This window comes from Prevotella sp. E13-17 (assembly GCF_022024035.1).
Taxonomy (GTDB): domain Bacteria; phylum Bacteroidota; class Bacteroidia; order Bacteroidales; family Bacteroidaceae; genus Prevotella.
The window spans coordinates 2,782,896-2,801,753 of record NZ_CP091787.1 but is presented as its reverse complement, the minus strand read 5'-3'; the positions used below and the strand labels follow the sequence as shown (position 1 = coordinate 2,801,753).

At 49.3% G+C, this 18,858-nt stretch carries 20 protein-coding genes and 1 pseudogene; 13 read left to right on the top strand and 8 right to left on the bottom strand.

Features of this window, described 5'->3' with window-relative positions; all coding sequences use genetic code 11:
* Nucleotides 1-33 precede the first annotated feature (33 nt).
* The 6 genes from L6472_RS11395 to L6472_RS11370 form a co-directional block, all read right to left on the bottom strand.
* Nucleotides 34-534, bottom strand: a complete 501-nt coding sequence (locus L6472_RS11395) for a hypothetical protein (protein WP_237805191.1) — start codon at nucleotides 532-534, stop codon at nucleotides 34-36.
* Nucleotides 535-1,043: 509 nt separating this feature from the next.
* Nucleotides 1,044-1,493, bottom strand: coding sequence for a hypothetical protein (locus tag L6472_RS11390; protein WP_237805189.1), 450 nt, complete (start codon nucleotides 1,491-1,493; stop codon nucleotides 1,044-1,046).
* An 83-nt stretch (nucleotides 1,494-1,576) separates the two neighbouring features.
* Complete coding sequence (locus L6472_RS11385) at nucleotides 1,577-2,380, bottom strand: MBL fold metallo-hydrolase (RefSeq protein WP_237805187.1); 804 nt, start codon at nucleotides 2,378-2,380, stop codon at nucleotides 1,577-1,579.
* Between the two features lie 13 nt (nucleotides 2,381-2,393).
* Complete coding sequence (locus tag L6472_RS11380) at nucleotides 2,394-2,795, bottom strand: NifB/NifX family molybdenum-iron cluster-binding protein (protein ID WP_237805185.1); 402 nt, start codon at nucleotides 2,793-2,795, stop codon at nucleotides 2,394-2,396.
* Between the two features lie 261 nt (nucleotides 2,796-3,056).
* Nucleotides 3,057-5,144, bottom strand: coding sequence for an ATP-binding protein (locus L6472_RS11375; protein ID WP_237805183.1), 2,088 nt, complete (start codon nucleotides 5,142-5,144; stop codon nucleotides 3,057-3,059).
* Nucleotides 5,145-5,165: 21 nt separating this feature from the next.
* Nucleotides 5,166-5,342 (bottom strand): GreA/GreB family elongation factor, encoded by a 177-nt coding sequence (locus L6472_RS11370; RefSeq protein WP_370640848.1) that lies wholly within the window; start codon nucleotides 5,340-5,342, stop codon nucleotides 5,166-5,168.
* A gap of 126 nt (nucleotides 5,343-5,468) precedes the next feature.
* Between L6472_RS11370 and L6472_RS11365 the strand changes: the two genes are divergently transcribed.
* The 9 genes from L6472_RS11365 (at nucleotide 5,469) to nhaD (ending at nucleotide 11,577) form a co-directional block, all read left to right on the top strand.
* The gene (locus L6472_RS11365) at nucleotides 5,469-5,669 is read left to right on the top strand and encodes a hypothetical protein (protein WP_237805181.1); all 201 of its coding nucleotides are present in this window, start codon (nucleotides 5,469-5,471) and stop codon (nucleotides 5,667-5,669) included.
* A 15-nt stretch (nucleotides 5,670-5,684) separates the two neighbouring features.
* The gene (locus L6472_RS11360) at nucleotides 5,685-6,176 is read left to right on the top strand and encodes a hypothetical protein (RefSeq protein WP_237805179.1); all 492 of its coding nucleotides are present in this window, start codon (nucleotides 5,685-5,687) and stop codon (nucleotides 6,174-6,176) included.
* A gap of 46 nt (nucleotides 6,177-6,222) precedes the next feature.
* Complete coding sequence (locus L6472_RS11355) at nucleotides 6,223-6,789, top strand: flavin reductase family protein (protein ID WP_237805177.1); 567 nt, start codon at nucleotides 6,223-6,225, stop codon at nucleotides 6,787-6,789.
* Nucleotides 6,790-7,155: 366 nt separating this feature from the next.
* A complete protein-coding gene (locus tag L6472_RS11350) occupies nucleotides 7,156-7,779 on the top strand; it encodes a CatA-like O-acetyltransferase, family 2 (RefSeq protein WP_237805175.1) in 624 nt (207 codons plus the stop codon).
* A gap of 319 nt (nucleotides 7,780-8,098) precedes the next feature.
* Nucleotides 8,099-8,467 carry a YccF domain-containing protein gene (locus L6472_RS11345; protein WP_237805173.1) on the top strand — a complete coding sequence of 123 codons (369 nt, stop codon included), beginning with the start codon at nucleotides 8,099-8,101 and terminating at the stop codon, nucleotides 8,465-8,467.
* A 288-nt stretch (nucleotides 8,468-8,755) separates the two neighbouring features.
* A complete protein-coding gene (locus tag L6472_RS11340; protein ID WP_237805171.1) occupies nucleotides 8,756-9,181 on the top strand; it encodes an Hsp20/alpha crystallin family protein in 426 nt (141 codons plus the stop codon).
* A 175-nt stretch (nucleotides 9,182-9,356) separates the two neighbouring features.
* Nucleotides 9,357-9,701 carry a hypothetical protein gene (locus L6472_RS11335; RefSeq protein WP_237805169.1) on the top strand — a complete coding sequence of 115 codons (345 nt, stop codon included), beginning with the start codon at nucleotides 9,357-9,359 and terminating at the stop codon, nucleotides 9,699-9,701.
* A gap of 139 nt (nucleotides 9,702-9,840) precedes the next feature.
* Nucleotides 9,841-10,230, top strand: a complete 390-nt coding sequence (locus tag L6472_RS11330; protein ID WP_237805167.1) for a hypothetical protein — start codon at nucleotides 9,841-9,843, stop codon at nucleotides 10,228-10,230.
* Between the two features lie 3 nt (nucleotides 10,231-10,233).
* Nucleotides 10,234-11,577 (top strand): sodium:proton antiporter NhaD, encoded by a 1,344-nt coding sequence (gene nhaD / locus L6472_RS11325; protein ID WP_237805165.1) that lies wholly within the window; start codon nucleotides 10,234-10,236, stop codon nucleotides 11,575-11,577.
* 184 nt (nucleotides 11,578-11,761) lie between these two features.
* Here the strand turns inward: nhaD and greA are convergent, their stop codons facing one another.
* A complete protein-coding gene (greA, locus tag L6472_RS11320; protein ID WP_237805163.1) occupies nucleotides 11,762-12,226 on the bottom strand; it encodes a transcription elongation factor GreA in 465 nt (154 codons plus the stop codon).
* Between the two features lie 18 nt (nucleotides 12,227-12,244).
* The gene (gene pfkA, locus L6472_RS11315) at nucleotides 12,245-13,222 is read right to left on the bottom strand and encodes a 6-phosphofructokinase (protein WP_237805161.1); all 978 of its coding nucleotides are present in this window, start codon (nucleotides 13,220-13,222) and stop codon (nucleotides 12,245-12,247) included.
* 164 nt (nucleotides 13,223-13,386) lie between these two features.
* On the opposite strand from pfkA, the pseudogene L6472_RS11310 reads away from it, so the two are divergent.
* The 4 genes and pseudogenes from L6472_RS11310 to L6472_RS11295 all read left to right on the top strand — a co-directional run.
* Nucleotides 13,387-14,994: pseudogene (locus L6472_RS11310) on the top strand (carbohydrate-binding protein); the annotation flags it as partial.
* 1,150 nt (nucleotides 14,995-16,144) lie between these two features.
* Nucleotides 16,145-16,921: a M15 family metallopeptidase gene (locus L6472_RS11305; RefSeq protein WP_237805159.1), complete on the top strand. Its 777-nt coding sequence runs from the start codon at nucleotides 16,145-16,147 to the stop codon at nucleotides 16,919-16,921.
* Complete coding sequence (locus L6472_RS11300) at nucleotides 16,922-17,617, top strand: DUF5020 family protein (protein WP_237805157.1); 696 nt, start codon at nucleotides 16,922-16,924, stop codon at nucleotides 17,615-17,617.
* Nucleotides 17,605-18,627, top strand: a complete 1,023-nt coding sequence (locus tag L6472_RS11295; RefSeq protein ID WP_237805154.1) for a glycosyl hydrolase 53 family protein — start codon at nucleotides 17,605-17,607, stop codon at nucleotides 18,625-18,627. The genes L6472_RS11300 and L6472_RS11295 overlap by 13 nt, the downstream gene beginning before the upstream one ends.
* Nucleotides 18,628-18,858: the final 231 nt, after the last annotated feature.

Below are 18,858 nucleotides of genomic sequence, written 5' to 3'. Positions count from 1 at the left end.
TCACAGAATTCTATATTTGTGCTATTAATCAGGCTATTTGCTGAAATCTTTATTCACCAAATTATATGTTAATTTTTTGTCTATAGACGTTAGAATGTTTTTGTCACTATCAAATAATAGGTATTCATGAAGGTCGCTATAATCTTCTTTTTCCCATTTATAGATAATCCCTTTAACTAAAATGTAACGACACTCTTCTCCTTTTGGCCCCGCCTTGTATACCCTTTTTCCATGTCCCCCATCAGGTGTAATGAGGTCAAAAGTAACTGCTGTAATTATACCCATAGAATTGTCATCACCAAACAATATGTATCGCATTTCTGTTTTCCAACAAGCCCTTCCTTGAAATGCTATATTTTCTTCATCCTCAAATTTGTATATTTTCTCACCGTCTAGATTAGTATATAACTTTGAGAAATTTGAATCAACATAACCTTGCTTAATTAGCTTTTTGATTTCATCATACCCCTGTCCATATGCCTCACCATTTACAAAACAAAGTAACAATACAGAAATAAAAATTAAATTCTTCATTTTAGTAGTTTTTTATGCCGTGTCAAGCCCAAACGTGGCTGTTAATAGCTTTAGGAATTTTGATATATACAAAAAGTGTGGGCTTCAACTTCACTTATCCCACACGCCAGGTCTCGCATTACCTCTCTAGTCAGGATAAGCAATGCGAACACCCACACCGAATATGATAAGTGACTATAACATCATTAAACATAACGATGAAACACCTATATTCATACCCAGAGTGATGTCACTATTGCTTTTTGACTAGAGATCCAGACCTTAATGGCCAAGACCGTCCAAGTTGCGAGTTTGGCGTGTCAAATCAGCGTCGTAACACCAATCATATATATACTTACCTCACCACCCTTACAACGGGGGCTTTCAGTTTGTGAGGGTAAAGGTACGAATTTATTTTGAATTTAGATTCATCATGTATAAAAAATGCAGGAAAAATGTAATTTTTGGCACACAAAGAAAAAAAAGAAGAGATATAACACCGTTTTTAGTATATACCTCTTCTATTGAAATTAGTCTTCTACAATTGTGAACTCATGGAAAGAATAGAATATGTCTTCATCCTCATGCTCTTCCATATAATCCTCCAGTGCTTCGTCGATAGCTTTTACTGTTTGCTCCACCTCATGCCCGACAATTCCTGATACAAATTTGGCTGCATCTTCGATTTTTTCCCAATAGTACCAATCATCATAGGAGTCAAGAGAATAGCGGTCAGGGAAATACGTACCGCTGGAATCATTTGTATAGAATACGTCACATCCAGGTTCTTGCTCTTGATAGTAAACTTTGATTGATGGGTATTTCTTTTCAATACACTCCCGAAATCCTTCCTGTTCGCACCATGCCGTATTTTGGTTGATGGTGAGGATATTATCTTCAAGATGGTAATCAGTTATCCCACCCCCGGTCGGGAGTTCTTGCTTTGTTTCTCTCCGCAAGCGCCCCTTCGGGTCGAGCACGAATCCCTCTCTCTCCGCACACTATATAACTTTGTACCCACGTAAGAAGACTACTGCGGAAGTCAAGTAGTGGTCAAAAACGACTAACAGAAACGTGTTACATTTTGCGTTCCGCAAGAAAATGGATGTATTTTGTTTCTCATCACGTCTTGCAGAATGGCAAACGCTGCATCACCAGTGCAGTGGCTGGTGTAGAAATGTGTCTGAGGATAGGCTTCCGTCAACCTGCAGGAAAGTGCTGTGAGTTTGACTTCGTCCTCATGATTGTCGAGCAGATGAAATCCTCCGACAACCATCTTTACCGGCAACGGACATGCTGCAAGGATGTTTTCCAACCCGCTGTGAGCACATCCTGTAAACAACAAGCCTTTTGTGTACAAAGCCAGCTCGTGGCGGAAATCATCATGAACGTACTGCCCCTGCTTGTCTTGAACGAAAAGATGCTGATTGCCTTCTGGCATTGGATGAATGTGGGGTATGTGTGCTATGACATAGATGTCGTCGCCTATGCTACCACTATGATTAATCTGCAGCAACCGTTCTTGCGGGAATTCTGGCCATTCGGTGGTAATCGAGTGCAGATAGCGGCGTTTAGAATAAAACATGCCGCTGATGGCATCGGGAGAGACAATGACCTTTGCCTTCTTATTGATGTCCATAAAATGCTTCAGTCCTCCTGCATGGTCGCTATGTCCGTGTGAGATAAATACATAGTCAACACTGCTGAGATCTTTCCCTAATCGCTCTGCATTGCGGATCAGTATGTCGCTGGCTCCCGTATCGAGCAGGATGCAGTGCTTCTCCGTTTCGAGAAGGATAGAAAGACCATGCTCTGTTTCAAAAGCTGGATTGATGGTCCTGTTATCTGATAATACCGTCCATTCCATGCTTCGATGCAAATCACTTGCCTAATGTCGGCATCACATACACAGGCTTCTCTTCGTGGTTGTTGCAGTCGTGATGATTGCAGGCTTCAAGAGAGTCTTTCAGTTCACCATTCAGATAGGCCTGGAGCACATCCTCAATTGTTCCATGACATCCCCTGACCACAGTGATGCCGTGAGCAGACAGCTTGTTGTAGGCTCCCATCCCCATGTTGCCAGCCAGCATCAGGGTGATGCCCATCTCTTGCATAACTGATGCTATGTTCGATTTGCAGCCACATCCTTCAGGCGAGTCTAGTCGCTCTTGTTTTACTACCTGATTTTGTTCATCGAGTGTTACTATGCTATAATAAGCGCAGTGTCCGAAATGGTCGTCAACCATGCCGTCGCGTGTAGGTATTGCTATTAACTTCGTCATTATTTCAACATTATAATTTGTTCAAGTGATAATATTTGTGCAAAGTTACTCACAAATCATCGCTTTCCATATAATTGCAGCTATATTTAACAAAATATGGCACAAACCTCGGCAGAAGGCTATTGTGGTTTGGGCGGTTTCGGTTGGCAATAGTGCCACTATAGCGATGCAATAGTGCCACTATTGCAGAGCAGAAGTGGCGGTTGGGCTGCGCCAGAGTGCCACTATTGGGTGGCGAAAGGGGCGCGATGGCAGAAAGAATCAGTGGTTGATGGGGAGTGTTAGCACAAACCTTGCGCCGGCGGTGTAGGTGGTGTCCAGGATGACGTCGCCATGCAAACCTCTGGCTAGCGAGCGGGCGATGGAGAGGCCGATGCCCGTGCCGTCGTAGTACTCGTTGAGCTGCACAAACTCGGTGAAGATGTGGTTGGCCTCCTCGGGTGGCACGCCAATGCCGGTGTCTTCCACGATGAAGCATATCTGATTATTGGCCACCTCTATCTGCAGTGTGACGCGCTCCTTGCGACTGCCTACAGACACGCCTGTGGCCTCGGCCGGGCGGGTGAACTTGCGGGCATTGTCGAGTATCAGGGTCAGCGCCTTGACGGCATGTGTCTTGTTGGTGATGAGGTGCTGCGCCTCGGCCTGTTGCGACAACTTGATGTCGAAGTTGAGGTGCGAGGCCTCTTTGATGCCACATTCCTCGACGGCCTGCGTTGCTATCTCGATGGGCATGACGTTGTCCTGGCAGCAGTCGCATATCTCGTGGTTGGTGTCGCTGAGGTCCAGCATCTTGTCTATCAGGTCGGTGATGCGCTTGCTGTTTTCCACCATCTTCTTGCTGATGTCCTGCAGGTTCTCACCGCCCAATTCGATGTTGGGGCTGGCCAGCACCTGGGTGAAGCCCGTCAGGATATTCAGTGGCGTGCGTATCTCGTGTGATATCTGCTGAATGAAGTTCGTCTTCATCCTTGCCGACTCCTCAGCACGCTTGTTGGCTTCTATGAGCTGGTGGTTGGTGGTGTCCAGCTTGTCGTAGGCATCCTCCAGTTTCCGATGTTCCTGTCTCAACTTCTTCAGGTGGTTGCGGTGGTTGAGGGTGATGATGCCAAAGGAGACGGCAATCAGGAACAGGCAGACCGTGATGGCCACCAGTCGCATCTGATAGAGCTTCGACCGCTGTTCGGCTATCTGGCGCTCCTTGCCCTGAATGTCATAGACGGCAGCCACTTCAGCCGCCAGGCTCAGCTTCTGCTGGTTGAGTGCCGAGTCGTAGATCTGAGCCACGCGGTTGGCGATGCTCAGTGCCGAGTCGATCCTGCCGGCCAGCATGTTAGCTTGATATTTCGGGATGTAGTAGCGACCAATATTCTCGAGGTCGTTTTCCAGATTGCCTTCGAGCATATATTGATCCAGCAGACGATAGTTGTCGGCCGCCTCGCTGTAGCGTTGCGTCTGCAATAGGTATTCGTTGTTGTTGATGATGTTGCCTGTCACCTTAGAAGTCTGCGTTGACAGGTAGTCGTTGTAGGCCTTTTCTGCTTCGTCGTTACGGCCTTGTGCATGAGCCAGCAATGCCTTGCAATAGCAGATTTCCGCTTTCATCTCGTCTTGAAAGACGCTATCCCTATGAGGATGCTTGTCGGCCAGGAGATAGAGCGAGTCTTGTCGCTGAATCCATGGTGCAGCCTCGTTATAGAGCGCTTTCTCGATATAGATGCGAGCAATGGCATTCATCGTTTTCTGGCACTCGCGGTAGTCCAGCGGGTCGCTGTGAATACTCAGTCGGTTGTGTATGCCTTGCAGTGCTCGTTGATAGCTGGCGGCCGCCTTTTGTGTATGTCCCAGGTTCAGCTGACAGTTGCCAATGATCTGAGCAATGTCGTGGTGGTCGATGAAAGAGTTATGACCAGCCGCCTTCAGCTTCTTGTCTACGGTGAATGCCACGTTGAGAGCCTCGTCGTAGCGCTTCATCTCGCAGAGCAGACGTACGTAGTTGTTGTAGGAATAAACATAGCACTCCACGTCGCACAGGTCCGTCAGCTTCTTCAAGTTGATGTTGTTTAGCTGTTCGTAGAGTGCAAACGATGTGCGATACTCCTCTCTGAGGTTATAAGCAATGGTCTTGTAGAAGATGACCCTGACCTTTGATAACTCTCCTTCCTGTTCCAGACTGTCGATGGTTGACAAGATCAGTGGCACGTTGCGCGTGTCGCCAACAGTTTGGATAACGGAGTCGGCATGATGCGGTATGCCTTCCTCCAGCATACATGTAGAATGCTTGTCTTTGGTGCAGGATGCGAGTCCCAGCACCACGATGACGGTCGGTAGCAGAAGTCTTTTTATCATGGCCAAGGTTACATAATGAAGTTAAAGACTGATACTCTCTATGCGAAGCCGCTGTATGCCTGCCGGCACACGCACTTCGACGATGTCGCCCACCTTCTTGTTGAGCAAAGCCTGTGCTATGGGCGACTTGATAGATATCTTACCCTCTCGCAGGTTGGCCACACCGTTCTTCGTAATTCGCTGGCAAAGGTACGACAAATATTCGAGATTCCGTAAAATAGGTTGATATATCCGTAAATCGTGTAGCCGTTATTTGATGGAAACATCATACCTTTGCAGCATCAATAAACGACAATGAAACAACAAATAAAAAACATATCGAATATGAAAAGGAATTATATCGTGATGATATTCTCGCTGTTCATGTTGTTGTGTACAACGGCATCGGCAAAGACACTTGTGGTGTACTACAGTTACACGAACAACTGCCGTGAGATTGTGACCACACTGACTAGTCAGATTGCAGCTGACGTGCTGGAAATTCAGCCCGCCGAGAAGGGACTGAAGTACGAGGCCAACGGCTAAGCCCTGGGTACGCAGTTGCTCAATGCTATCAAGGCTGCTCCCAACGATGCCGGCAGCTATCCTGCCATCGACCCCGTGAGCACATCGCAGAGCGACTACGGAACTATTATTATCGTCACACCCCTCTGGTGGAGCCAAATGGCGGCTCCGATGCAGACCTATCTCTTCAACTACGGAGGGCAGATGGCTGGCAAGAACATAGGACTGATCGTGTCAAGTTCCAGCAGTGACATCAATGGCGTGGTTGCCGATTGCAAGCGATTGGTTCCTGACGGTAAGTACTTCAGTGAGAATCTTTGGATCAACCACTCCAGTCACTCCAACCGCTCATCGCTGATTCAGACTTGGCTTACTGCCATTAACTATAATACCGTGACGGGTATCAGTGAGGTCAAAACTACCACATCAGCCCACACCCGCATCTACGACATAGCCGGACGGTTAGTAAAGCAGAAGCCTTCAAAAGGCATCTACATTATAAATGGCAAGAAACGAGTCGTAGAATAAAACGCCAATGAAACTGTTATTCAAAAAACAAATATAAGAAACAAATATGAAACAGAACATCGGACAGAAACTGGCACTCTATCCCACGCCAGCCACAGTTGTAGGGACTGTAGGAGAAGGGGGAAAGGTAAACTGGCTCCTCGTAGCCCATGTCGGCATCGTCAGCCATTCGAAGCTCTTGTTGAGCATACATTCTTCACACCACAGCGTGAAGGCCATCGACGAGACGAAGCGGCTCTCCATCAACATCATTGACGAGGCTTTTGTTTCTGCCGCCGACTATACGGGCACCGTCAGCGGAGCCAAGACAGACAAATCGGCCATCTTCCCCTATCATCTGGGCGAGGCAGGCATGCCTGTCATTGAGCAGTCACCGCTCGTGATGGAATGTGAGGTTATTGATACCTACGAGATTGATGGGTTCAAGAACTACATTTGCACTGTTCTCAACACATACGTTGAGGAGGACAAACTCGATGAGAAGGGCAAGCCTGACTATGTGAAACTGAAACCCGTGCTCTTCGAGATGCCCACCTATAAGTATCTGCGCACAGGCGACATCATCGGCGACTGTGTAAAGATGGGCAAGGCATACGGAGAAACGATAAAGTAAGTCGATGGCATGAAAATTTGAAGCCCCTTTGTAAGGGACTGGCCTAAGTTAGGGTTAATTACGCGTGTATGTTTGCCCCTTTGGCTTCTTGCGCTCCGTAGGTGCTCAGGCGAGCAAAGGTCGGAGTCCACCGCATCCCCGTTAATTGGGGATGCTCAAGCATCGAAAAAGTTCCATCACCTGATATTCTTTGCTTTCCGTAAATCCATCATGTCATCCCAGAATTCATAAATCATCCTAAAATCAGGCACGAGGTTACACAAAATTCACGGATTTTAGCGGAAATGACTAATTTTGCCGCTCGAATTTATTCGCTTTTCACGGAAAAGAACAAAGTTTAATAATAAGGCAGATAAATCGGAATTTATGCGTGAAGTAAATCCAAAAGACACCAGTCGCGCCCAAGCCTTCGAGTTATGGATGAAGGCTCCAAATCCGATGGTCACGTTCTTCAAGACGATTGATGTTACGCGATTGGTAAGAATAAGCCGGAAGAAGGGATACAAGTTCAACATGCTGCTGGACTGGTGTATCGGCAAAGCCGCTTCTTCCGTCAAAGAGTTCTATCTACTGCCTGTCGGCGACAAGCTAATGCAGTACGACTGTCTTGCAGTCAACACCATCGTCAAGAACAAAGAGGGCGAGGTTTCTTCTTGTGACATCCTCTTCAACGAAAACATAGAAGTGTTCAGTCAGCAGTATATGGAATACACACTGAAGGTTGCTGAAAGTCGCACTGACAGGGATTTGTCGGATGAGTGTATGGTTATTGGCACATCGGCCATTATAGAAACTGAGATAGACGGGGCCGTTGGCATGAATAGCGGGATTTTCAATAACCCGTTTATGATATGGGGACGATACAGAAAGAGATGGTTCCGGTACGAACTTCCTATATCTTTCCAGTTCCACCATACACAGATGGATGGTGCTCACGCAGGAATGTTCCTTTCCAATTTGCAAGAAGAGATAAATCGACTATACAAATAAATTCCAATTTAGTGGAATCATCAAATGAAATTAAAGAAAAGAAAAATCAATTACGCAACCATCTTCTTTATCTGTTGGTTTGGCCTTTTGGTCTTTCTTATAGATGGAGTTCTGAAGTTCCAGACATTGGTTGATTATTTTGACTCGTATATCTTTGTCGAGATTGCTTCGCTGCTATTGGTCATCCTTCCTACGTGGGCAATTTACAAATTTACAAAAGAAGAATGATGCCACTCGGCTTTGCCGCTTGCCTAAGCAAGAACTTTTCTTGTCTTTCATGCGTCTAACAGATAGAAACTTTTAAAAGGAAATCAGATCAATGAAGACATTAGGAAACATCATCTGGATCATATTCGGAGGCCTGCACATAGCCTTGGAGTATTTCATCGCAGGACTGATACTGATGATAACCATCATCGGCATCCCCTTTGGCTTGCAGAGCCTGAAACTGGGTATGCTGGCCATCTGGCCGTTCGGTACGAAGGTGAAATGGAAACCATCACAACCAGGCTGTCTGAGCATCTTCATGAATGTGCTGTGGTTCTTCGTTGGCGGCATCTGGATATGGCTCACCCACATCTTCTACGGTCTCATATTTTGCATCACCATCATTGGCATCCCATTCGGAAAGATGCACTTTAGGCTGTCAAAGCTGGCCCTTTCACCTTTTGGGAAAGAATTAAGTTAACACCTCAATGTTTAACTGAGTTTAAAGAATTGTCAGCATAGTTTAAGCGAGTTTAAATTCCGTGCCAGATTGACTTTCGCGATTGTCATTCTGGCACGGATTCGTTCTGTAGGCATGTACTTTGCTTATCTATAAGTGAAAGCTGAAGCGAAAGCCGAGGCAATCAAGGCTGCGATTAAGCGAGAGAAGATTAAAGCGAGCTTTGAATCTTCCGAGCGAAAGCAGACTCGACCGAAAGGTCAAAGAACAAATAAGTTAAACCAAAAGTATAATTAGGAGGTATTGATTATGTTGAACGGATTAATGAAAAGCAATGGTTGGTTCCCAACAATGTTTGATGATTTCTTTAACACTGATTTCATGCCTCGTGCCAACAGTACAGCACCCGCAGTCAATGTCAAGGAGAGTGAGAAGGCCTACACGATGGAACTTGCAGCTCCAGGCATCAAGAAGGAATATTGCCGCATAGGCATCAATGACGAGGGCAACCTCACCATCGCCATTGAGAACAAACAAGAACACAAGCATGAGGACAAGCATCATCACTATCTGCGCCGTGAGTTCAGCTACTCTAACTACGAGCAGAACTACGTGCTGCCTGACGATGTTGTGAAGGACAAGATTTCTGCCAAGGTGGAGGACGGCATCCTGACCATCACGATGCCGAAGACCGAGCCGAAGGAGAAAGTCACCAAGGCCATTGAGGTCTCGTAACGGACATTGATTAACCGCATAAATAAAGGGAGCAGCATCCTATCGGGTGTTGCTCTCTTTTTTATGATAGAGTTCTTTTATTACAGATAATTTTAGTACCTTTGCTGCCAGAATGAGACGGACTCTGATAATTGCAAAAATAGTAACGGCTCTTTGCGCCGTTTGCTTGACGGTTTTGCTAAACTGGCAGAACCATAATGATGCGGCTGTCACAGAATCCTATCAGCATCGCCAATCGTCCGTCCTGGCTCCGCAACATCAGCATCAACAGGAAGCCACACTGACAGATGCCTCGCAAATTTACCGCATCTGCAGTTCCCGTCCTCTGCGTGTCCTTCCTACCCAAGGTTCCAAGACGGAAAGAACTGTCACGCCCTTTGGCAGTTTTGCCAACCGGCAGCATCAAGTCACACCCCTTTATTCCTACTACGACAGCAGATGCCGTCTGGAAACGGCTCCCTTCTGCCTGTCGGCCTCGTGCGACTATTACGTCATCGCACTGAGGCACATCATTCGTTGAATAAAGTCCCCTAAGTTAGGGGACAACAGGGGTCTGAACTAGCAGACCCGAAAGAGTTTAACAAAATACAATACATTTAATCAATTAAAGGGTGGTCGTTCAGACCCCCATCCCCCTAACTTAGGGGGCTTCTACAACTATGTCAAGTATCAAAAACTTGGAGATGGCTGCTGCCCTCTCCGCATATCAGCATATCGAGATCAAGAAATCACTGTTTTCCACCAAGGCCATTTATACGCCTACACAGAGTCTGGCCAAGGCCATCATCTTGGAGTATAGTCCCTCGGAGGGAGAGCGCGTAGCGCGTCTTTTAGACATGCCGCTCGACAAGATGGCTGCCGAAATCCAGCAGAAGGGCAAGCCCGTGGCTGGTGCCAACGGCAACTTCCGGCTGGAGCTCTGCCTGAGCGACGACCACCAGTTCTGCGCCCTCCAACTGTTCCGCTTCGCCGACTTCCAATACAAGCCTGTATTCGAGCCTCGCTTCTATGAAGGCAAGGATGTGGAACCCTTCACCAAACTGATCTAAGTCATGAGTACACTGACGTTAGCGATTGTCATCGTATTCTGCATCGGCTATCTCTTCATAGCCATTGAGAGCGTCACCAAAATCAACAAGGCAGCCATTGCCTTGTTGATGCTGGTGGCAACTTGGACTCTGTTCATGATTTCGCCAGACAGCTATCTGCCGACGGCCATTGGCGAACAGTTGGCCGCTGTGGTCAGCGAGGTCATCGAGCGTCATCTGGGCTCTACCTCCACCACGCTGTTCTTCCTGATGGGTGCCATGACCATCGTGGAACTGGTAGACCAGAACGGCGGCTTCAACTTTGTGCGCGACGTGATGCACACCCACAGCAAGCGCGGCCTGCTCTGGCGCATCACCTTCATGACCTTCTTCCTCTCGGCCATCCTCGACAACCTGACCACCTCTATCGTGATGATCATGATTCTGCGAAAGCTGGTCAGCGACCACAAGGACCGCATCATCTATGCCTCGCTGGTCATCATTGCTGCCAATTCGGGTGGAGCCTTTTCGCCTATTGGCGACGTTACCACCATCATGCTCTGGAACAAGGGTGTCATCACAGCATTGGGTGTCATCAGCGAACTGCTCATCCCATCCATCGTCTCGATGGTCATACCAGCCTATGTGCTCTCGCTCACGCTGAAGGGCAGCCTGACCTTCACCGCCGAGCAGGCACAGACCGTGCAGGCTAGCGACCTCACGGCCACGCAGCGTAAGGTCATCTTCTTTCTGGGCGTTGGCGGACTCATCTTCGTGCCTATCTTCAAGAGCATCACCCATCTGCCGCCGTTTGTGGGCATCCTGCTCGTGCTTGGCGTGCTCTGGACGGTGACGGAAGTGTTCTATGCCCACCTGAAGGAGCCAGAGGAGAAAGGAGCCATGCAGAAGCGTGTCTCTCAGATGCTGTCGCGCATCGATATGTCTACCATCCTCTTTTTCCTGGGTATCCTGATGGCTGTAGCCTGTCTGGAGACCATCGGTGTGCTGACCATGCTGGGACAAGGACTGAACGAGACATTCGACGGCAATCACTATCTCATCACTGGCATCATCGGTATGCTCTCGTCGATTGTAGACAATGTGCCTCTGGTGGCTGGATGCATGGGTATGTATCCCGTGGCTCCTACTGGTGATATGGCCGTCAATGGCATCTTCTGGCAGTTGCTGGCCTATTGCGCCGGTGTGGGCGGTTCGATGCTCATCATCGGCTCTGCTGCAGGTGTGGTGGTCATGGGGCTGGAGAAGATCACCTTCGGCTGGTACATGCGTCACATCTCTTGGATTGCCTTCGTGGGCTATATAGCCGGCATCCTGTGCTATTGGGTAGAGAAGACATACATCTTTTAAACAAAAGTTGGACTAAATAGAAAAGCCCGTTTGACGGAATCATTGTACCTTTGCCGCCGAAAAGTAACAGACAGCGGTGACAAAACCGATAGTCTCAAATCCCCAGTTCCAAAGAGAGACTGACCACTTTGCCTTGCTGATAAGTCAGAGGTCTGTGGGGGAACAGAAGGACATGTTCTGATGCTTATAAGCTGATGCTCTCTATTCGCAAGCGTTGAATGCCTGCTGGCACATGCACCTCGACGATGTCACCCACCTTTTTGTTGAGAAGAGCTTGGGCGATGGGCGACTTGATAGATATCTTACCCTCTCGCAGGTTGGCCTCATGCGGACTGGCAATGGTGTAGGTCATGCGGGCATTGTTGGCCAGATTGGTCATCTCTACTTTATTCAGCAATCCAATGCCATCGTTGTTCAGTACAGCTTTGTCGATGACACGGGCATTCTCGAGCACCCGCTGGCGGAACCGTATCTGGCTGAGCAGTCGCCCCTGCTCACGCTTGGCAGCATGGTATTCGAAGTTCTCGCTGAGGTCGCCTTTGTCGCGTGCCTCGGCGATGGCATCCCTCACCTGTGGCAGTTCCACATTCTCCAAATGACGCAGTTCGGCTACGAGCTTGTCGTAGCCCTCTTGTGACATATATTCCATAGGTAGTTCCCCCAGTGATTAGATGCTTAGTTCGTCGAGCACCTTGATGAGCTTCTTGTCGAAAGGCTTGTCGGTGCGGATACATTCAGAGAAGGGTACATAGACAATCTCGTTGTTGCGGATGCCCACCATCACGTTGCGCTGCCCCTGCTTGATGGCCTCGATGGCGCCAACGCCGGTTCGTGATGCCAGGATGCGGTCGTGGGCAGACGGTGTGCCACCGCGCTGCAGGTGACCAAGGATTGACACACGCACATCGAACTCGGGGAACTCCTTCTTCACACGGTCAGCATAGTAGAGTGCGCCGCACTTAGGACTCTCGCTGACGATGACGATGCACGACTTCTTAGACTTGCGGATGCCGCGGCCCATGAACTGCGACAACTGGTCAACATCGGTCATGTCCTCGGGGATGATGGCAGCCTCTGCACCACTGGCGATGGCAGAGTTCTGCGCCAGAAAACCAGCGTCGCGTCCCATCACCTCGACAAAGAAGATGCGCTCGTGCGAGTTGGCAGTGTCGCGGATGCGGTCCACACACTCCATGATGGTGTTCATGGTGGTGTCGTAGCCAATGGTAGAGTCGGTGCCATAGAGGTCGTTGTCGATGGTGCCGGGCAGACCGATGACGGGGAAGTCGAACTCCATGCCGAAGTTGCGTGCACCTGTCAGCGAGCCGTTGCCGCCGATCACCACCAGTGCATCGATCTCTTCCTTCTTACAGGTCTCGTAGGCCTGCTGTAGTCCTTCCGGTGTCATAAACTCTTTCGAACGTGCCGTCTTCAGAATGGTGCCACCGCGGTTGATGATGCCACTGACATCTTCGGTGGTGAACAGCTTGACATCGCCCTTGATCAGTCCATCGTATCCACGATAGATGCCTTTGATGTTGAAACCATTGTAGATGCCTGCACGTGTCACGGCACGAATAGCAGCGTTCATTCCGGGAGCATCGCCACCAGAAGTCAGGATACCGATAGTCTTTATTTTAGTCATAATAAATGTGCAATTATGTTTAATTTACGTAAATCGGGAGCAAAGTTACACATTTTTTTTTGTTGAAGGGCTGATTAAAGGATTTTTAATGTAACTTTGCTTTGCAAAGAACTGAAAACCAATATAACTTGATCTTAGTTTTATCAACCTAAATAATAGTAATAATGAGAAAATTCTTTTTGACAGTGTTTGCTGTGGCATCAACTGTTGGTGCACTTGCAGACGATGGAGCCGCGGCTCCGAAAAACGTGAAAGGTCCCACCATGGGTTGGAGTTCGTGGAACACCTTTTCTGTTCACATCTCCGAAGACATCATCAAAGGACAGGCTGATGCCATGGTCAGTCAGGGACTGAAGGATGTGGGATACGAGTATGTCAACATTGACGATGGCTTCCAGTATGGCCGTACGCCTGAAGGTAAGGTGTGCATCCATCCTGAGCGCTTCCCTAACGGACTGAAGGTGGTGAGCGATTATATCCACTCCAAGGGTCTGAAGGCAGGCATCTATAGTGATGCCGGCGACTGCACCTGTGGCAGTATCAGCAATGGCGACGTGAAGAATACCAATGTCGGTCTCTATGGCTACGAGCAAATTGACTGCGACTATTACTTCAAAGAGTGTGAGTTTGACTTTATCAAGGTGGACTATTGCGGTGGCAACCACCTTGGACTGAATGAGCAGAAACAATACACCCGCATTCATGACGCCATTGTCAACACAGGGCGCGACGTGCGCTACAACCTGTGTCGCTGGGCTTATCCCGGCACATGGTGTCACGACGTGTCAACATCGTGGCGCACCACGGGTGATATCTACGACGGATGGGAGTCGGTGAAGGGCATCCTGAACGAGAACCTCTACATGTCGGCCTATTGCTATGACGGCTGCTATAACGATATGGACATGCTGGAGGTCGGCCGCTCGATGACAGCAGAAGAAGATAAAACCCATTTCGGCATGTGGTGCATCATGGCCAGTCCGCTGCTGATTGGTTGCAACATGGCCACAATTAACGAACGTGCACTGGAACTTCTGAAGAACAAAGAACTCATTGCACTGAACCAAGACCCTCTGTGTCTGCAGGCATATGTCGTGCAGCACACTGGCGACACCTATGTCATGGCAAAAGACATCCTGACGCTTCATGGCACGACACGTGCCGTGGCCCTCTATAATCCGTCAGACAAGCCCGTGCAGATGAGTGTCAGCTTCGGTGAGCTGGACTTGGGTGGCAAGGTCGCTGTGCGCGATGTGTTCGAGCATCAGGATCTGGGAACGATGGAAAAGGCCCTGTCTGTGCTGGTGCCTGCCCATGGCACCCGCATCTATACCCTGACTGCCGAACAGCGTTTGCCCCGCTATATCTATGAAGCAGAGACCGCCTATCTGGGCGATTACCAGGAGGTGGCCAACAACGAAGCTCTGGGCACCGCCAACTATCAGACGGGCGATGGTGCCAGTGGACGCGCCTTTGCCGGCTGGCTGGGAGGTCGTCGCAGCAACTATCTGGAGTGGAAAGACGTCTATGTGGCTGAGGCTGGCGACTATGTGGTCCGTTTCCGCACGGCTTCTCAGGACAAGCGCTCGTTCACCGTCGAGGTGAATGGTGGCGTTGCAGGCTCTGTGGATGTGCAGACACCTGGATGGGGCGAATTCAAAGAGTATGAGATGACGGTGGCCCTGAAGGCCGGGTCAAACCGTATCCAGTTGTATAACGAAGATGCCTGGATGCCCAACATCGACTGTATGACGGTGGAAAAGGTGGGTGAGACGACGGTTCTTGACCGCCGACTGGACGAGGCTGCCTCGCGTCTGCAATCACTGGAAGCCAAAAGCAGTCTTCCAGCAGCCTTCTCACAGAAGGTCATGAGTCTGGTTGCAAAAGCTACAGATGCCGAGTTGGCAGCCAGCGAGAAGACTGGTGTGCTGACTGAGGTCGAAAATATGCTGAAGACGGTGGATGCCGTGGTCCCCCTCTGCGAAGAGTTTCAGTTGTGGAAAGACGCAGCAGAGAAGAACGTGACGGTCAGCATTGCCTCGGAGGCCTTGAACACACTGAACACCTCAATGGCAACTTCCGAGACAATGCTCTCGCAAGCCGAAACGCAAAATGCAATCAACAGCGCACTGAATGCACTGAAGACCGCTGTAAAAAACTACCTGAAGGCTGCTGATGCCCAACCCAAAGAGGGCGAGTCGCTCGATATGACGCTGCTCATCAGCAACTATGACTTCTCATCTAACACGGGGTGGATGGGCAGTCCTACCTACCGTTCTGGCTGTGGCGAGGAGTTCAATAAAGACTTTGATATGTATCAGATGCTTCCTGGCATGAAACCGGGTGTCTATACCGTGAGGTGTCATGCCCTCTATCGTGAAGAAAAGAACGATGGCGATGGGAAGTATAAAGCAGGAACAGAAGTCGTGCAGGCCTATTTCTACGTGAACAACCAGATGGAAAAGGTGAAGTCGCTGTACTCGGAAGAGTGGCCTGAGGCCTCGCAATACGGCAGAGTGGACAATCTGAATGGATATCCCAACAGTATGCACGCTGCCGAGATGCGTTTCGCAGAGGGACTTTATCTGAACGAGATGGAATATACGCAGAAAACAAAGTCGTCGTTGCGCATTGGTCTGAAGGCCAGTGGACACAAGGATGATAGCTGGTGCTGCTTTGATAATTTCTCGCTCAGCTACAAGCCACTGCCCGTTGAAACAGGTATCAAGAACGGTGAGAAAAGTCAGCAGACAGGTCTGATTTATGGTATCTCTGGCGTGAAAGCAAGAGATAACAGTTCGGGACTGCTGATAAAAGACGGTAAAAAGGTGCTCGCTCCATGAGCACCTTTTTGCGTTGATTTGTGTTGATATTGGTATTTATTTACTACCTTTGCACTTAAATTCTGTGAAATCATTTACTATGAGACCTATTTATTACTTCCGATTGGCAGTGCTGATGCTCGGCATCTATGCTGTGGCAGCCTGCAATGAAAACAATGACAGCCGGTTGTTGCCAACAGCCGACAGTAGTCAGTTTGTGAACCTGACCGACGTGGTGCCTGATGCTATTCTTGAGATACGCTATTATGGTACGTATAACTTTGTGGGACAGCGCATTGATGGCTACGAGCAACCCACAGCTCTGCTTACCAAGGTAGCTGCCGACAGTCTGCGGGCTGTGAGCGACGATGTGATGGCACAGGGCTACCGACTGAAAATCTATGATGCCTATCGCCCACAGAAGGGAGTGGACCACTTCGTGCGCTGGGCTACTGATGTGGCAGACACACTGATGAAGCAGTACTTCTATCCCGACTTGAACAAGAGCGTACTGTTCGAACAAGAATATATTTACGAGCGCAGCGGCCATACACGTGGCAGCACCCTGGATCTGACACTCTTCGACATGAAGACGGAAAAGGAACTCGATATGGGTGGCACGTTCGACTGGTTCGGACCTGAAAGCCATCCTGACTTTTGCGGCAATCCAGAGACTGGCGAATATACCGGTGATAACAGCAAGAGTCCGCAAGGACGCTCAATCACCGAACAGCAGTTCGCCAACCGTATGATTCTGCGCCAGGCCATGATGCGTCATGGCTTCAATCCTCTTGACTCCGAATGGTGGCACTTCACACTGAAGAACGAGCCATTCCCAGATACTTATTTTACATTCCCTGTTAAACAATTAAACTAAATGAGAAAAACAATTTTGAGCGCGCTGATGATGCTCGCTACGTGCGTAAGTGCACAGAATGTACAGTTACATTATGATTTCGGTCGTAATATCTACTCTAATGAGGAGGCAGGCCGACAGAAGGTGACCATGACACTGGAGCAGTTTAAGGCAGACAAGTGGGGTTCGTGGTTCTACTTCGTGGATATCGACTTCAGCCGTAAGTTCACGGAGGCTGCCTACGCCGAAATCTCTCGTGAGTTCAATATCGGCAGCAAGGGTTTTGCTGCCCACGTGGAGTATGATGGTGGCCTTAACAAGGGCGGCAGCTTCCAGCAGTCGGCTCTGTTGGGTGGTGCTTGGAACGGTCATAATGCTGACTTCTCGAAGACTTACTCTGTGCAGTTGATGTATAAGCGCTACTTCAAGAGCTATGATTATACAAACGCTTACCACTCTTTGCAGTTGACCGGCGTCTGGGGACTGAACTTCGCCGACAACTGGCGCTTTGCCGGATTCATTGATTTCTGGCGTGGCGAGAAGGCCGACGGCCACGGACAGCTGGTTGTGCTGACCGAACCTCAGTTGTGGTACAACTTCAATGAGCATCTGAGTGTTGGTACCGAGGTGGAGCTGAGCAACAACTTCGTTTATAACGAATATAACGACAAGTCGTTCTTCGTAAACCCAACATTGGCTGTTAAATGGAACTTCTAATACTCTTGCTGTTCTTGCTCTTGCCACTCGGCAGTGCGCAGGCTCAAGGAGACTTTGTGAAGGGAGCCGACATTGGTTGGCTGACGGCACAGGAACAGCATGGACAGAAATTCTACGATAATACTGGACGCCAGCGAGAACTCATCGAGTTGCTGAAGACCGACTATCAGATGGGAGCCGTCAGACTGCGTGTGTGGGTGAACCCCAAGGATGGATGGTGCGGACGCGATGATGTGTTGCAGAAAGCACTGCGGGCAAAGGCCCTGGGCATGGATGTGATGCTCTGTTTCCACTATAGTGACTCGTGGGCAGACCCAGGCAAACAGCCTGTTCCAGAGGCCTGGAAGAAGTACGGCTATCGCAAGATGCGCCGAGCGCTGGCCCAGCATACGGCCGATGTGATAACGCTCTTGAAGCAACACGGTGTCACACCGCGTTGGGTGCAGGTGGGCAACGAGACCAGCAACGGTATGCTCTGGGATATGGGACATATCAAAAAGCACCCGCGTCGCTATGCAGGATTCATCCGTGCTGGCTATGATGCCGTGAAGAAAGTGTCGCCAGAGTCTGTCGTGATCGTTCATCTGGACAATGGTTTCGATCCGCATCTCTACGACGAGAACCTGGGCATCGTGCTGAAATATGGCGGCAAGTTCGACATGATTGGCATGTCGCTCTATCCCTATTGGGCGATGGAAGCCAACCGCGAGCCTGATGCTGACCAGTGTATCATGGACTGTATGGCCAACATCCGTCGCGTCGCAGAGAAGTTTAATCGCGACGTGATGATTGTGGAGACAGGCTTCTTGGTGGACGAGCAGCATCCAGAGGTGATGGAGCAGGGTAGGGAGCAGCTCAGACGTATCATCCGTGAAGCTCGCAATGAGTGCAACGGGCGTTGTCGTGGCGTTTTCTACTGGGAACCGCAGAGTCTGCCTGGCGCTTATAAGTTGGGGGCTTTCAGCAGTAAAGGTGCTCCCACCGCCATCATGGATGGTTTTAGAGATTAAACTTTTAACTTCTTGTAGTGCCACTATTCCGTGCGAATAGTGGCACTTTTTTGGTGCAAAAGTCATGCACTGACCATGCAAGAGTAGCACTCTTGTGGCGATTCTAGCCCCTGGAATGACATTTTCTACCCCCTGGAGAACCCTGATTCAGCCCCTGGAACGACCTGCTTCAGGGGCTAGAATGACCAGTTCCAGCCCCTGGATGCGATGCAAGAGTGGCACTTTTGCAGC